This window comes from Pseudovibrio sp. POLY-S9 (genome assembly GCF_001431305.1).
GTDB lineage: Bacteria > Pseudomonadota > Alphaproteobacteria > Rhizobiales > Stappiaceae > Pseudovibrio.
This window is the reverse complement of record NZ_LCWX01000145.1, coordinates 141,513-155,733: the sequence shown is the minus strand read 5'-3', so window position 1 is coordinate 155,733 and position 14,221 is coordinate 141,513. Positions and strand designations below refer to the sequence as shown.

Annotated in this window: 15 protein-coding genes; all 15 read left to right on the top strand. The window is 50.4% G+C overall.

All coding sequences use genetic code 11. The features are described 5' to 3' along the window. On the top strand, nt 1-1,109 hold a 1,109-nt coding region (gene hslU / locus PPL9_RS12990), incomplete at its 5' end, for an ATP-dependent protease ATPase subunit HslU (RefSeq protein ID WP_244273388.1). Nucleotides 1,110-1,202: 93 nt separating this feature from the next. Beyond that, nucleotides 1,203-1,697, top strand: coding sequence for a universal stress protein (locus PPL9_RS12985; RefSeq protein WP_057463249.1), 495 nt, complete (start codon nt 1,203-1,205; stop codon nt 1,695-1,697). 116 nt (nt 1,698-1,813) lie between these two features. Next, the gene (locus PPL9_RS12980; protein ID WP_057463082.1) at nt 1,814-2,374 is read left to right on the top strand and encodes a NifU family protein; all 561 of its coding nucleotides are present in this window, start codon (nt 1,814-1,816) and stop codon (nt 2,372-2,374) included. 131 nt (nt 2,375-2,505) lie between these two features. Then, complete coding sequence (tsaB, locus tag PPL9_RS12975; protein WP_057463081.1) at nt 2,506-3,186, top strand: tRNA (adenosine(37)-N6)-threonylcarbamoyltransferase complex dimerization subunit type 1 TsaB; 681 nt, start codon at nt 2,506-2,508, stop codon at nt 3,184-3,186. Further along, a complete protein-coding gene (rimI, locus tag PPL9_RS12970; protein WP_057463080.1) occupies nt 3,183-3,668 on the top strand; it encodes a ribosomal protein S18-alanine N-acetyltransferase in 486 nt (161 codons plus the stop codon). The genes tsaB and rimI overlap by 4 nt, the downstream gene beginning before the upstream one ends. A gap of 149 nt (nt 3,669-3,817) precedes the next feature. Then, a complete protein-coding gene (locus tag PPL9_RS12965) occupies nt 3,818-4,243 on the top strand; it encodes a Fur family transcriptional regulator (protein WP_057463079.1) in 426 nt (141 codons plus the stop codon). Between the two features lie 9 nt (nt 4,244-4,252). After that, the gene (locus tag PPL9_RS12960; RefSeq protein WP_057463078.1) at nt 4,253-5,068 is read left to right on the top strand and encodes a lysophospholipid acyltransferase family protein; all 816 of its coding nucleotides are present in this window, start codon (nt 4,253-4,255) and stop codon (nt 5,066-5,068) included. Nucleotides 5,069-5,225: 157 nt separating this feature from the next. Continuing rightward, nucleotides 5,226-6,638, top strand: coding sequence for a tRNA (N6-isopentenyl adenosine(37)-C2)-methylthiotransferase MiaB (gene miaB / locus PPL9_RS12955; RefSeq protein ID WP_057463077.1), 1,413 nt, complete (start codon nt 5,226-5,228; stop codon nt 6,636-6,638). 90 nt (nt 6,639-6,728) lie between these two features. Beyond that, complete coding sequence (locus tag PPL9_RS12950; RefSeq protein WP_161831288.1) at nt 6,729-7,793, top strand: PhoH family protein; 1,065 nt, start codon at nt 6,729-6,731, stop codon at nt 7,791-7,793. Then, nucleotides 7,790-8,296, top strand: coding sequence for an rRNA maturation RNase YbeY (gene ybeY / locus PPL9_RS12945; protein WP_057463076.1), 507 nt, complete (start codon nt 7,790-7,792; stop codon nt 8,294-8,296). Before PPL9_RS12950 ends, ybeY begins: the two co-directional genes overlap by 4 nt. A gap of 42 nt (nt 8,297-8,338) precedes the next feature. Next, the gene (locus tag PPL9_RS12940; protein WP_082596808.1) at nt 8,339-9,490 is read left to right on the top strand and encodes a hemolysin family protein; all 1,152 of its coding nucleotides are present in this window, start codon (nt 8,339-8,341) and stop codon (nt 9,488-9,490) included. 45 nt (nt 9,491-9,535) lie between these two features. Then, the gene (lnt, locus tag PPL9_RS12935) at nt 9,536-11,146 is read left to right on the top strand and encodes an apolipoprotein N-acyltransferase (protein ID WP_057463074.1); all 1,611 of its coding nucleotides are present in this window, start codon (nt 9,536-9,538) and stop codon (nt 11,144-11,146) included. A 237-nt stretch (nt 11,147-11,383) separates the two neighbouring features. Continuing rightward, a complete protein-coding gene (locus tag PPL9_RS12930) occupies nt 11,384-11,794 on the top strand; it encodes a helix-turn-helix domain-containing protein (protein WP_057463247.1) in 411 nt (136 codons plus the stop codon). Nucleotides 11,795-11,942: 148 nt separating this feature from the next. Then, entirely contained in the window at nt 11,943-13,127 is a 1,185-nt protein-coding gene (metK, locus tag PPL9_RS12925; RefSeq protein ID WP_057463073.1) for a methionine adenosyltransferase, read from the top strand. Nucleotides 13,128-13,193: 66 nt separating this feature from the next. Continuing rightward, nucleotides 13,194-13,895 carry a tRNA (guanosine(46)-N7)-methyltransferase TrmB gene (gene trmB, locus PPL9_RS12920; RefSeq protein ID WP_057463072.1) on the top strand — a complete coding sequence of 234 codons (702 nt, stop codon included), beginning with the start codon at nt 13,194-13,196 and terminating at the stop codon, nt 13,893-13,895. Nucleotides 13,896-14,221 lie beyond the last annotated feature (326 nt).

Genomic DNA, 14,221 nt, shown 5'->3' with positions numbered 1-14,221 from the left:
TCTCTCGTCGCCTTGCTAAGCTTGCGAATGCTCCTTTCACAAAAGTTGAAGCAACCAAGTTTACCGAGGTGGGATACGTTGGCCGTGATGTAGAGCAGATCGTTCGTGATCTGGTCGAATCCAGCATCGCCCTTGTGCGTGAGCAAAGCCGCAAAGAAGTCGAAGCAAAAGCACATGTTCTTGCTGAAGAGCGTGTTCTGGATGCATTGGTCGGCAACAATGCAAGCCCGGCCACCCGTGATACATTCCGCAAGAAGCTGCGCGAAGGTGACCTCGACGACAAAGAAATTGAAGTTGAGGTGCGTGCCAACCCACAGATGCCAAGCTTCGATATTCCTGGCATGCCAGGGGGCAGCGTCGGTGTCATGAATATCTCTGACATGCTGGGTAAGGCATTTGGTGGTCAGACCAAGCCGAAGCGCACAAACGTCAAAGATAGCCACAAGCTTCTTCTGGCAGAGGAGTCCGACAAGCTTCTCGATGAAGAGAAGGTTGTTCAAGAGGCCATCGAGCTGGTTGAAAACTCCGGCATCGTTTTCCTCGATGAGATCGACAAAATCTGCGGGAAAGATGGCCGTAATGGTGGCGATGTTTCCCGTGAAGGCGTTCAGCGTGACTTGCTGCCACTGATCGAGGGTACTGTTGTTTCAACAAAACATGGCCCGGTGAAAACAGACCACATTCTGTTCATCGCATCTGGTGCATTCCATGTGTCAAAACCATCAGACCTTCTGCCTGAACTTCAGGGTCGGCTTCCGATCCGTGTTGAGCTGAAAGCGCTGACGAAAGAAGATTTTGTCAAGATCCTGACAGAAACCGAAGCCAGCCTGATCAAGCAATATGTTGCATTGATGGCGACGGAAAGCGTGAGCATCGAATTTACCGAGGACGCAATCGACGAGATTGCGACAGTTGCTGTTGATTTGAATGCGACGGTCGAAAACATTGGGGCTCGCCGCTTGCAGACTGTGATGGAGCGCGTGCTGGATGAGATTTCCTTCGTCGCACCAGACAAGTCTGGTGAGCAGGTCACAATTGATGCAGCCTACGTGAAGTCGAATGTGAGTGAACTGGCCAAGAATGTCGATTTGTCTCAGTTCATCCTCTAACTGACGAAAAAATCAGTCGGAAAAAGAAAACCTAACGGAATGTGGCAAGGAAAAATACTTGCCGCATACCACCTCAAGTGGCAGCATGCCGACATGGTAGCTATTCGCAAAAGTAATGAAGAAGGTCACGACCGAAAGTTTCTGGTTGTAGTCGATGACACTCCAGAATGTGGTCGAGCCATCGTTTATGCCTCAAAGCGTGCGGCCCGTACCGGCGGCGTCGTTCTCTTGCTCTTTGTCATTGCACCCGGAAACTTCCAGCATTGGCTAGGGGTTGAGGATATCATGCGCCAGGAAGCGCGTGATAATGCAGACACCATTTTGGCCAAAGCTGCCGAAAAGGTGAGAGCTGCTGCACGGACAGAGCCAGAGCTGGTTGTGCGCGAAGGTCACCAGTCAGATGAGATCATTGACCTGATTGAAGAAGATGCAGACATTGCGATTCTTGTATTGGCAGCAGGAACCAGCAAAGAAGGCCCAGGGCCTCTTGTTTCATCCATTGCGGGCAAATCGGCAGGAACATTCCCGATTCCGACAACCATCGTACCAGGTAATTTGGACGATGATGCACTAGATGCTCTTGCCTGATCAGGTTTACCTATCATATAGAACTTGAAAACAGTCATTGCTGAAGCGTTAAGTAGTGTAAACTGTGCTGCGACTGCTTGCGAAAGCTCTTTGGCATAAAAATCGGAAACAAAACCATGTTCATTCAGACCGAAGCGACACCAAATCCGGCAACTCTCAAGTTCTTGCCTGGCCGAGTAGTCTTGTCGGAAGGCACACGCGATTTTCGCTCGGCAGGAGAAGCCACAATATCGCCTCTGGCGGAGAAGCTTTTTACTATTCCAGGCGTTGTTGGCATCTTCTTTGGTCATGACTTTATCACCGTAACTAAGGATGAAACTGATTGGCAGCATATGCGCCCGGCCATTCTTGGTGCGATCATGGAAAACTTCATGGCCAACACCCCGATCCTGAAAGGTGAGGAAGCTGGTGATGGCGATACAGGAGAAGAGTTCTTCGACGCAGAAGACGAAGAAACCGTAACCATGATCAAAGAGCTCCTCGAGACCCGCGTACGCCCTGCAGTTGCTCAAGATGGTGGTGACATAACATTCAGGGGATATCGTGAGGGTATCGTTTATTTGAGCATGCGCGGCGCCTGTGCAGGTTGCCCATCCTCAACAGCGACACTGAGCCATGGTATTCAGAACCTGATGCGGCATTTCATCCCAGAAGTTCAAGAAGTTAGGCAAATGTAGTTTCTACTAATGTAAATCTTCTGAAACAGGGCAGCACCAGCTGCCCTTTTTGCTGCAAGGCCAAAAAATACTCCGGGTGTTAAACGAATTGGTTGCTCGACAACCAGCTGCCCTAACGATAAGCCGAACTTATGAAGTTGCTTGCTATTGATACCGCACTAAGTACCTGTGCTGCCGCCGTTTTAACCGATGAAGGCGGTACGCCGGATATTGTCTCCCAATGCGAAGATCTCGGACGAGGTCATGCCGAACGCATTATGGGCATGGTTGCGAGTGTCATGACGGACTCCTCGACAACGTTTAACTCACTGGACCGCATTGTTGTAAATGTTGGTCCGGGTAGTTTTACAGGTCTGCGTGTCGGTCTTTCCATTGCGCGTGGGTTTGGTCTCGTTCTCGAAAAGCCTGTTGTCTCGGTCACAACATTGGCTGCAATCGCACACGAGTCTTTGGACGCAGCTCCCGTCAGAAAACCAATTCTGGTGGTTCTCGATGCGCGTCGTAATGAAGTCTACTGCCAAAAGTTTGATGAAACTGGCGCTCCGATTGGAGAGGCCCGCGTTTCAACCGTTAAGGACCTGGCACACAGTCTCGATGCTGAGACCATTCTGGCAGGCTCTGCTGCACAGGCTGTCGCCAATGCTGCAGGCATAGATAAATCTCGCGTTTGCAATGATGCCGCTGCTGCATCGATTGACTACATCGCAAAGCTCGGTAAAGGTGCAAAGCGTAAGGATAAAGCTCCGATGCCACTCTACCTTCGGGCTCCTGATGCTATTCCGGGTGAGAAAGGAAAGGTTCGTCGTCAATGAAGTCCTGGTGGACATCAGAAAAGCCGCCGGTTATTGAGCGTGCTGAGAAAGACGACCTGCCTAAACTGGCGAAACTTCATGCCGAGTGCTTCAAGCAAAATTGGGGTACAGCAGAACTTGCCGCAATCTTTGAGCAAAAAGGCGTTTTCTTCCTGTCTGCCCGCACATCTGGTGTGACTGGAAAAGCCGATCTGGGCTTTGTCGTGATCCGTTCGATTGCAGGTGAGGCCGAAGTCTTGACTATTGCAGTCTCCCCGAAGCATCAAAAAAGGGGGATAGGGCGGAAACTTATGGAAGCCGCCATCTTCCAGCTTTACTCTGATCGTACCGAAGCACTGTTCTTGGAAGTGGATGACACGAACAGCTCCGCATTGAGGCTTTATAAAAACTTGGGCTTCAAGCAGGTTGGAGAAAGAAAAGCGTATTATGCGGCTAGCGAAGGCAGTGGAACAGCGCTTGTTATGCGTTGCGATCTCGTTTAAGCGACACTACGCATGTGAGATGAGGCTTTTAGCTCACGCTCAAACCGCGTAACAGTGAAACTGGTTCTTTTCTCTCACAGTTTTGAGGGCTAGGATACCAACACAGACTGGAACTGTGGTGCCTGTGTGATTTTGAGGAATTGGGGCAAATGACGGCAGAAGAAAAAATGACGCTGATTGAAATGTGTGCTCATAAGGGTATGCGGATGACAGAACAGCGCCGCGTGATTGCTGATGTAATTCAGTCTGCTGAAGACCACCCAGATGTGGAAGAGCTTTACAGAAGAGCCTCCAAGATCGACCCGAAGATCTCTATCTCAACTGTTTACCGCACAGTGAAGCTTTTTGAAGACTCCGGTATCATTGAACGTCACGATTTCCGCGATGGCCGCTCCAGGTACGAAACCGTTTCTGATGAACACCACGATCACCTGATTGATTTGCGCACGGGTGACGTGATTGAGTTCCGGAGTGAAGAAATCGAAAAAATGCAGGAAGAAGTCGCGCGTAAGCTGGGCTTCAAACTGGTTGATCATCGCCTGGAGCTCTACGGTATTCCGTTAGACGAAAAATAGGGGCCGTGCATGGCAACTGTCAGAGCAATTTGCATACTTGCCGCACTAACACTCTTAACGCTAACCCTCGTTCCCCCTCAGTGGGTCGCAATGAAGTTAGGTTGGCCCATTCAACGGCAAATTCCTCTGTTCTGGCACAAAATCGCGTCTCGTCTGATTGGACTGCGCATCCAGCAGCATGGGGAAATGTCGTTGGAACGCCCTCTTCTTGTAGCGTCCAATCATTGCTCCTGGCTGGATATTGTCGTTATCGGATGCACCAAGCCACTGAGCTTTATCGCTAAGTCTGAAGTTGCTGGATGGCCGATATTTGGTCAGTTTGCTAAGCTCCAACGGACAGTCTTTGTCAATCGACAGCGCAGAACTGATACCGGTCGTGTTGCTAAGGAAGTCGCTAAGCGCATGGCTCAAGGCGATGCGATGGTGTTGTTTGCTGAAGGCACATCCAGCAATGGCAATGAAGTACTGCCATTCAGATCTGCACTGGTTGGTGCCGTTCATCACGCAATGATTGTCGGTGAAAAAGATGTTGCTTATGTGCAACCACTCTCAATTGCCTATACGCGCCTGCAAGGCATGCCAATGGGACGTTTCTGGCGCGCTCATGTTGCCTGGTACGGCGACATGGAACTCGCTGGCCATCTCTGGTCTGTCATTAAAGAAGGCGGATTAGATGTTGATTTGACATGGGGAACTCCCGTTCCTATCGAAAAAGCAACTAATCGCAAACGCTTAACACGCGATTTGGAAGAGCAGGTCAGAGGGATGACCATAGAAGCATTGCAGGGAAATGGTCCCAAACAAGAAGAGCAGGCTCAAACCTGATCAAGACAAGGCTTCTCTTTCGGCGTAAAACAGAGTAAAGCTCTCCGAAATTCTGAAAATGACGAGCTGGCGTTGCTGATGAATCAGGCAGGTGCGCTCGAATTGCTGGGCATTAGAAAAAGAAGATACTCCGGCAGCAGATCCACTTGAGGATTTAATGGATAACCTAGTAGAAAACGAAAACCTGAGCCAATCCGAAAACACTGCGGAGGCGCTCGAAAAAACCGAAGCGACCCGTAAAGTTTTCATCAAGACCTATGGCTGTCAGATGAACGTTTACGACTCCGATCGTATGAACGACGCGCTGAGCAACGATGGTTACGTTAAAACAGAAAATCCGGATGATGCGGATCTAGTTATCCTGAACACCTGCCACATTCGTGAGAAGGCGGCAGAAAAGGTCTACTCTGAACTTGGCCGTATTCGTAAGCTGAAGGAAGCGAAAGCCAAAGACGGCAAGCAGATGATGGTGTCTGTCGCTGGTTGTGTCGCTCAGGCTGAAGGTGCGGAGATTTCCCGCCGAGCGCCTATTGTTGACCTTGTTGTTGGCCCGCAGTCTTACCACCGCCTTCCAGAGCTGCTGAACCGTGCCTCCAACGGATCAAAGGTCGTTGAGACAGAGTTTGATATTCAGGAAAAATTCAAGCACCTCGCGACACCTTCCAAGGAAGCAGTCCGCAAGCGTGGTGTCACAGCATTTGTGACTGTTCAGGAAGGCTGCGATAAGTTCTGTACCTTCTGTGTGGTGCCTTACACTCGTGGTGCTGAAGTCTCCCGTAAGGTAGAGCAGATTGTCATGGAAACCGAGCGCTTGGCAGCTGCTGGTGTCCGTGAAGTGACCTTGCTTGGCCAGAACGTCAACGCATGGCACGGTGAAGGTCCAGATGGCCGTGAATGGGGCCTTGGTGAACTTCTGTTCCGCTTGGCAAAGATCGACGGCATTGAGCGCCTGCGCTACACCACGTCTCACCCAAGGGATATGGAAGACAGCCTGATTGCAGCTCATCGCGATCTTGATATTCTGATGCCTTATCTGCATTTGCCAGTTCAATCTGGGTCCGATGCGATCCTGAAAGCAATGAACCGCAAACACACCCGTGATGACTACTTCCGTCTGATCGACCGCATTCGCGAAGCGCGTGATGATATCGCACTCTCCGGCGATTTTATCGTTGGTTTCCCGGGTGAGACTGATCAGGATCACAAAGACACTCTGGATCTGATCCGTCGCGTCACCTATGGCTCTGCATTCTCCTTCAAATACAGCCCGCGTCCGGGTACTCCGGGTGCAACACTGGAAGAGCAGATCGACGAGCGAGTGAAGTCCGAGCGTCTGGCAGAATTGCAAGAACTGCTCAGCACCCAGCAAAAAGACTTCAATGCGTCATTGATTGGCAAAACAATTGATGTACTGTTTGAGAAGGAAGGCCGCAGAGAAGGTCAACTTGCAGGTCGTTCACCTTGGCTCCAGCCAGTTCATGTAAATGCGCCGTTGGACCTGTATAGTGAAATCAGATCAGTAGAAATTGTCGCTGCCAGCGCAAATAGTCTGGAAGGTCGCCTTGTTTAGGTGCATGATGCTCCCAGATTCTCGCGTAAAAGCGAACGGAGGCATTATTTGAAGGGCAGAGCCCAGACAACGTCCGCTTCAAGGACGGCCATGCGCCCCATTGCGGCATCAGATATGATGCATGTGGTATTGGCATTCGAAGACAATAGGCTTGTGAGCGATCTGTTCGGTCAGTTCGACCAGAACCTTGCGCTGATTGAACAGCGGTTGGGTGTTGAGGCAGTTGCACACGGCAATCAGGTCACCATTCGCGGCAATAAAACGTCAACAGAGCAGGCTAAGCTTGCTCTGGAGTCACTTTATACGCGTCTTCAGGGTGGTCACGACATCACACCTGGTGATGTTGATGGCGCAATCCGTCTGGCAGAAGTTGCTGAAGCGCAGCTCTCTTTGCCAACGATGGAGCCCAAGTCTCGTATGGCATTTGCGCAGATTGCCACGCGCCGCAAAACACTGGTCGCCAGAACAGCCGCTCAGGATGCTTACGTCCGGGCAATGGACCGTTCTGACCTTACCTTTGGCGTTGGTCCAGCTGGTACAGGTAAAACCTTCCTTGCGGTTGCTTACGCTGCTGCATTGTTGGAGCGTGGCGAGATTGATCGTATGATCCTGTCTCGTCCAGCTGTTGAAGCTGGCGAACGCCTCGGCTTCTTGCCGGGCGATATGAAGGATAAGGTCGACCCGTATCTGCGCCCGCTTTACGATGGCCTCAACGAGATGATGGCACCGGAAAAGCTGGAACGCGGCTTGGAAAGTGGTATGATTGAAGTCGCACCCCTCGCATTCATGCGTGGTCGTACGCTCTCCAACGCTATCGTTATTCTCGATGAAGCCCAGAATACGACGACGATGCAGATGAAGATGTTCCTGACGCGCTTGGGTGAAAACTCCAAGATGATCGTGACAGGAGATCCGAGTCAGGTCGACTTGCCTCCGGGCCAGATGTCCGGTTTACGTGAAGCTTTGAAAATTCTGAGTGGCGTCGAAGGTATCTCTCGCGTGGACTTCACAGAGAGCGATGTTGTTCGTCATGAGCTGGTGGCACGTATCGTAGGCGCTTACGACAATGATAGCCGTCGCCGGTTGGAAGCCAAAGAACGCAGGCAAGCTGAAGAGACTGCCAAGGCAAATGAAGAGCAAGGCTCCCAGGAATGAACACAGCTTGCCCGGTACACATTGACCTGCTGATTGAAGCAGGCGATTGGGAGAGTGAAGAACTATTGGAAGCGATTGCTGAAAAAGCAATCGCCGCCGCTTTTGAAACAAGTGAGCTGAGTGTAATAGAAAACACAGAAGTTTCTCTTGTCTTCACCGATGATGCCCATATTCAGGAACTGAATAAGATGTGGCGCGAGAAGGACAAGCCAACGAACGTCTTGTCTTTTCCGGGAGACGATAGCGAAGAGCCGCCATTCGGCCCGCTATTAGGTGATATTATTATTGCAAAAGAGACGGTAAAGCGCGAAGCTGTAGAGCTTGAAATACCATTTGAACACCATCTGATTCATCTTATTGTTCATGGAACCCTTCATCTTTTTGGATATGATCACCAGATAGATGAGGAAGCGGAAGAAATGGAAGCGGAAGAACGCCTGATTTTGGCGAGCCTACAAATCCCCGATCCATACAAAGATGCGCCATTATCGGCAGATAAATAACCCCTGGTATTCACGGTGAGTACAGGGAACAACGAGAGAGAGATGAGCCCGGAACCTCGAAGTACAGAAGGTGCAAGCACCTCCGCTCAGGCCGAAACTGCAGAGCCTGCAAGTAGTACCGGCACAGCTGTTGCCGAAGATACCTCTGAGCCACAAGCGATGAAGCCTGGTGTCCTGACCAGGCTGAAATCAAAACTGAACCCGTTTAGAGGTTTCCGAAGAAGCGCGGCTGTTTCATTGCGCGAAGATTTGGAAGATGAACTCGCCCGCGATAGTGAAGGTGCTGATGCTGCTTTCACGAAGGAAGAGCGCGAGTTGCTGACAAACATCCTCCAAATGCGCGAATCTCGAGTTGAAGATGTCATGATCCCACGGGCCGATATTGAGGCCGTGGAAGATACAACGACAATTGGTCAGGTGATGGCCTTGTTCAGGGCATCCGGCCACTCTCGTATGCCTGTTTATCACGACAATCTGGATGATCCGCGAGGCATGGTCCACATCAAGGACTTGATGTCCTACTTCGTCGAGCTGGCTGTAAAAGCCAAGAAGACTGATGTGCCTTTGACCTTGGTGAAACCAGAAAAGAACTCCTCCGAAAAGTCGACAGAAGAAAAGTCTCTGCTCGATCTGTCTTGTGTTGATCTCTCAACGCCATTGAACGCGACAGGCCTGATCCGGCCTCTGCACTTTGTGCCTCCATCCATGTCTTCCTCTGACTTGATGAAGAAGATGCAGGTAACCCGTGTGCAGATGGCGCTTGTGATTGATGAATACGGCGGAACCGACGGCCTCGTGTCACTTGAGGACATCGTTGAGACAGTGGTCGGCGACATTGAAGATGAGCATGATAAGGACGAAGAAGAACTTATCATGAATGTCAGCCCGGGTGTTTGGGTAGTTGACCCTCGAATTGATCTGGAAGACCTTCAGAAAGAGCTCGGAGCGGATTTCAAGCTCGTCGAAGAGCAGACGGAAGAAGTGGACACACTTGGTGGTCTGCTGTTCTCTATTCTGGACAGGGTTCCGGTTCGTGGTGAGTTGATCATAGATAAGACCTTGCCAGCTTTCGAGTTCGAAGTAATTGATGCTGACTTGCGCCGCATTAAACGCCTTCGTATTTCCAAGCGCCGGGTTGATCAGCGCGTGGCAGTTCAGAGAATACGCCCACGCAGGCCGGAAGCTGCAGAATAAGCAGCGTAAATTTGAATTTTTACCTATGATATTCGGGAGTGGGGAATGGTCTCTGCCATTGATAAGTCTCGAACTCTGATAAGCAGTCTTCGGGAATTATCAGGGTGGAGACGTGGACTTCTTGCTTTTGCAGGGGGAATAGCATCTGCCTTTGCGTTCCCTCCCTACGGTGCCTTTCCCATCCTTTGGGTGACGCTGCCACTACTGATCCTTCTGCTTGATGGAGCAAAGGGTCAGACCGTAGATCACCGTAAAGCCCGTTTTTTTGCGTTCTTTCGTGTTTCCTGGGCGTTTTTCTTCGGGTTCTTCCTGATCGGATTGTTCTGGATTGCCGAAGCGTTTCTCGTCGACGCTAAGAGCTATGCTTGGATGATCCCTTTCGCGCTGGTCATACTGCCCGGTGGTCTTGCTTTGATCCCGTCATTGGTGCTGAGCGGGGTGTCCTTATTCTGGACGCATGGGGTCTCACGTATTCTGCTTTTTGTGGTTGCTTTGGCTCTTTCCAACTGGCTGCGTGGACACATGCTCACAGGCTTTCCATGGAATGTGTGGGGCTATGCCTTTGCCGAAAACCTTACACTGATGCAAAGCTTCTCTGCCTTGGGAATTTACGGTGTCGGTTTTCTTGTGTTGTTCCTGTTTTCGATGCCTGCTGTGCTGATTGACCAGAGGCGTAAGGCTGCTGCTGCCTATATCTCCGCGTGTGTGCTGGTATGGGCCGGCGTGGTTGCATACGGAACGAATAGGTTGCAGGCTCCTCAACAGGCGGTTGAAGGGCTTCAGGTGCTGGTAATACAACCCAATGTACCTCAAGCGGACAAGTGGAAGCCCGAGAACAGACAAAGACTCCTACCGCTCTATCTTCAGCAAACACAGCAGGCGCTTTCCGAGCTGAAACTGGATACCGAGACCCTCATCTTCTGGCCTGAATCAGCTTTTCCATTCCTGCTGGATGAGGAACCAGGGGCTCTGGAGGCCATCGGAGCCACGCTTCCCCAAAATACTATGTTGATTACAGGTGGTATTCGTCGCGAACTGTCCGAGAACGGGAATCTCTTTTTTAACAGTACTTTTGTTGTGTCGGACGAAGGTGCACTCATAGATATCTATGACAAAGTGCGGCTGGTTCCGTTCGGGGAATATTTGCCAAAGCGCTGGCTTCTACAATCCATTGGTGTGGAGCGTCTCGTTCCGGCTCCAGCAGATTTTACTGCAGGGACGCGGCACAAAAAAATAGATTTAAAAAATTCACTTAGTTTCCAGCCCCTGATTTGTTATGAGGCAATCTTCCCGCAAACTGTTCTGCCTGTATCTGAGCGACCTAACTTGCTCGTAAATCTAACGAATGACGGATGGTTTGGCGAAACAGCAGGTCCGTACCAACATTTGGCACAGGCAAGAGTTAGAGCAGTTGAACAAGGCGTGCCGTTGGTGCGAGCTGCAAATACTGGTATTTCCAGTCTAGTAGATTCCAATGGTAGAATACTCGCAGAAGTTGTTCTAAATAAAAAAGGTAGTTTCAATAGTGAATTGCCTAAAATACTAAGACCCACGCCTTACGTGAGGGTGGGTGATTCAATTTTTTGGGGAATTATTCTAGTAGTTGTTAGTCTCCTATTGGTGATGGAGAAATTATTACCTACCCGTAGAGATTGACGAATGCACGCAAATGTCGTCATCTAATACACGTAAAGGTTTTCGTCTGGATCGTCAGATTTGGCCTCAAAAAAACCTTATGGGCCTGCCACCGATGCCTCTGTCAGAGGTTGTTTTGGCAATAGTCGAAATGCAGGTTTGATGAATTGCGTTCTTGCGAGAGTTGCTGAAATGCGCTCTCGTTTAAATAAAAACCCACGGTAAGGCACCGTAAAAAACCAAAGAAGAGGGCCTTTGATAATGCCCAGCAAAAAAGCACCAAACCCTATCGATATTCATGTCGGCAGCCGTGTACGTTTGCGCCGCATGATGCTTGGCATGAGTCAGGAAAAACTTGGCGAAAGCCTTGGTATTACATTCCAGCAAATCCAGAAGTATGAAAAAGGGACCAACCGGATTGGTGCAAGCCGCTTGCAGCACATTGCGACCATTCTGAAAGTGCCTGTCGCCTTTTTCTTCGAAGATGCTCCGGGAACCCCGGATGAGACGCCTGGTGTTGGTGATAATCCACAAACCACATACGTCGTCGACTTTTTGTCATCTTCTGATGGTTTAGCTCTCAACAAGGCTTTCGTTCGCATAGAAAACCCGAAAGTTCGCAAAAAGGTTGTAGAGCTCGTCAAGAGTCTTGCTGGGGATGAAGATTAAGTTTGTGATCCGTAAAATTTCGCAATTCTCCGGCAATTTTGATCTAAATCTCTTGACGTAATCGACATTCCTTGTTTGATGTAACACCAGAAGCGACGGATATGCCGTCGCTTCAATTATATTTTTCTTCCCAGAAGGACGTTTGCCAATGGCTCGTCAGAACTACGTGTTCACGTCGGAATCGGTTTCAGAAGGCCATCCCGACAAAGTCTGCGATCGCGTTTCAGATACGATCGTAGACGCATTTCTAAAGGAAATGCCAGAAGCCCGTGTAGCGTGTGAAACGCTTGCAACAACAAATAAGCTTGTTATTGCAGGTGAGACCCGCGGCCCGGCCTCTCTCACAAAAGAATATTTGGCTCACATTGCCCGCCTTGCTGTAAAGGATATCGGGTATGAGCAAGCCGGCTTTAATTGGAAAGACCTGGATGTTCAGGTTCTTTTGCATGGCCAGTCCGCTGACATTGCTCAGGGCGTAGACGCTGCTGACAATAAGGACGAAGGCGCCGGCGATCAGGGCATTATGTTTGGTTATGCATGTCGCGAAACTGAAGAGCTGATGCCTGCTCCAATCTTATACTCCCATAAGATCCTGCGTTTGCTGGCAGATGCTCGCAAATCTGGCAACGAGCCGATGCTCGGCCCAGATGCGAAGAGCCAGGTTTCCATTCGCTATGAGGATGGTAAGCCGGTAGAGGCAACATCCATCGTGCTGTCCACTCAGCATCTGGATGAAACCATGACCTCTGACGATGTGCGTGCTGTTGTCGAACCTTACATCCGCGCAGCACTGCCGGGTGACTGGGTGACCAGCAACACCATCTGGCACATCAACCCAACCGGCAAGTTCGTGATCGGTGGTCCTGATGGCGACTGTGGTCTCACAGGTCGTAAGATCATCGTGGATACATACGGCGGCGCTGCTCCACACGGTGGCGGTGCGTTCTCGGGTAAAGACCCAACCAAGGTTGACCGCTCTGCCGCATACGCTGCTCGCTATCTCGCGAAAAACGTTGTGGCCGCTGATTTGGCAGACAAGTGCACCATTCAGCTGGCTTATGCGATTGGTATCGCTGAACCGCAATCTGTCTTCGTCAACTTGCATGGTACGGGCCGTGTTGAAGGCGAGCGCGTTGAAGCTGCAATCCGTGAAGTCATGAGCTTGACTCCGCGCGGCATTCGCGAGCACCTCAATTTGAACAAGCCAATCTACGCACGTACAGCAGCCTACGGCCACTTTGGCCGCGAAGCTGAAGGTGATGGTGGTTTCTCTTGGGAGAAAATCGACCTTGTCCATAACCTACGTGATGCTGTAGAGAAAGCCTACGCTTAACCTCTAACGCTAGAGAATGAACAGCTGGCCGGGGCGACCTCTGGCCAGCTTGTGTTTATGAGAACGATGGTAGATCACTACAAAGGCTCTTTTTTCGGCCGCCGCGTCGGAAAACCAGCAAGTCCGCGACAATCGCAGTTGCTTCAGGATGTTATGCCACAAGTGGCGTTGGACCTGACACAAACACCTCCAGAAAATCTGGCAGAGTTATTCCCCGTCCCAGTAAAGAGCGTTTGTCTTGAAATTGGCTTTGGGGGATCTGAGCACCTAATTCATCGCGCCAGAGAAAATCCTGAAATCGGATTTATCGGGTGTGAGCCGTTTAGCTCTGGCATTATCAAGGCTGTCTCCAGCATTGAAGAGCATGGTCTCAAGAATATCCGTTTGTTTGATGATGACGCGGGTAAGTTGCTCGACTGGCTTCCGGCTGCATCATTGGATATGGCTTATCAGCTTTACCCAGATCCATGGCCAAAGAAGAAGCATTGGAAGCGTCGCTTTGTGAACCAGATCAATCTGACGCGCATTGCACGTGCTCTAAAGCCGGGCTGTGAATATCGATTTGCCAGCGATATCGACACCTATGTGGATTGGACGCTGTCCCATTGTCGCAGGCATCCGGCTTTTGAGTGGAGTGCCGAATGTGCTTCTGACTGGCGTACACCATGGAGCAATTGGCCAGGTACGCGGTACGAACGCAAGGCACACCGTGAAGGTAGAATTGGCCGTTACCTGACATTTTTACGGGTTCAAGAGACGAAAACCTAAAGGGGACTCGCTTTTGTCTGCGCTCATCTTTGATTTTCTGTTGCATACAGTGGTCAAATGACTATATTGCAGAGCAAGAGTTCTCTATCGGCTCAGTTAAGAGCATTGAGGAGTGGGCCCCGAAAGGACCCGCTCTTTTTTATTAGCTAAGTCGGTAGTGATGCCTGACTGTCGAAATTCAGGTATCCGAAATAACTGCCAAAGACACTAAGCATGTCTTTGCATTAAGACGATAGGTACCAAGTGGACGAAACCGATCCCCGGATTATAAAGGAAAAGGGCCTAGAAGCCCGCGTAGCTGAAATTGTCGAGCCGGTCGTTGCTGA

Coding starts and splice junctions, on each gene's coding strand:
- metK (WP_057463073.1), top strand. CDS start 11,943: ATGGCTCGTCAGAACTACGTGTTCACGTCGGAATCGGTTTCAGAAGGC.
- PPL9_RS12980 (WP_057463082.1), top strand. CDS start 1,814: ATGTTCATTCAGACCGAAGCGACACCAAATCCGGCAACTCTCAAGTTC.
- miaB (WP_057463077.1), top strand. CDS start 5,226: ATGGATAACCTAGTAGAAAACGAAAACCTGAGCCAATCCGAAAACACT.
- tsaB (WP_057463081.1), top strand. CDS start 2,506: ATGAAGTTGCTTGCTATTGATACCGCACTAAGTACCTGTGCTGCCGCC.
- PPL9_RS12965 (WP_057463079.1), top strand. CDS start 3,818: ATGACGGCAGAAGAAAAAATGACGCTGATTGAAATGTGTGCTCATAAG.
- PPL9_RS12940 (WP_082596808.1), top strand. CDS start 8,339: ATGAGCCCGGAACCTCGAAGTACAGAAGGTGCAAGCACCTCCGCTCAG.
- PPL9_RS12960 (WP_057463078.1), top strand. CDS start 4,253: ATGGCAACTGTCAGAGCAATTTGCATACTTGCCGCACTAACACTCTTA.
- ybeY (WP_057463076.1), top strand. CDS start 7,790: ATGAACACAGCTTGCCCGGTACACATTGACCTGCTGATTGAAGCAGGC.
- PPL9_RS12950 (WP_161831288.1), top strand. CDS start 6,729: ATGCGCCCCATTGCGGCATCAGATATGATGCATGTGGTATTGGCATTC.
- trmB (WP_057463072.1), top strand. CDS start 13,194: ATGGTAGATCACTACAAAGGCTCTTTTTTCGGCCGCCGCGTCGGAAAA.
- rimI (WP_057463080.1), top strand. CDS start 3,183: ATGAAGTCCTGGTGGACATCAGAAAAGCCGCCGGTTATTGAGCGTGCT.
- PPL9_RS12985 (WP_057463249.1), top strand. CDS start 1,203: ATGGTAGCTATTCGCAAAAGTAATGAAGAAGGTCACGACCGAAAGTTT.
- lnt (WP_057463074.1), top strand. CDS start 9,536: ATGGTCTCTGCCATTGATAAGTCTCGAACTCTGATAAGCAGTCTTCGG.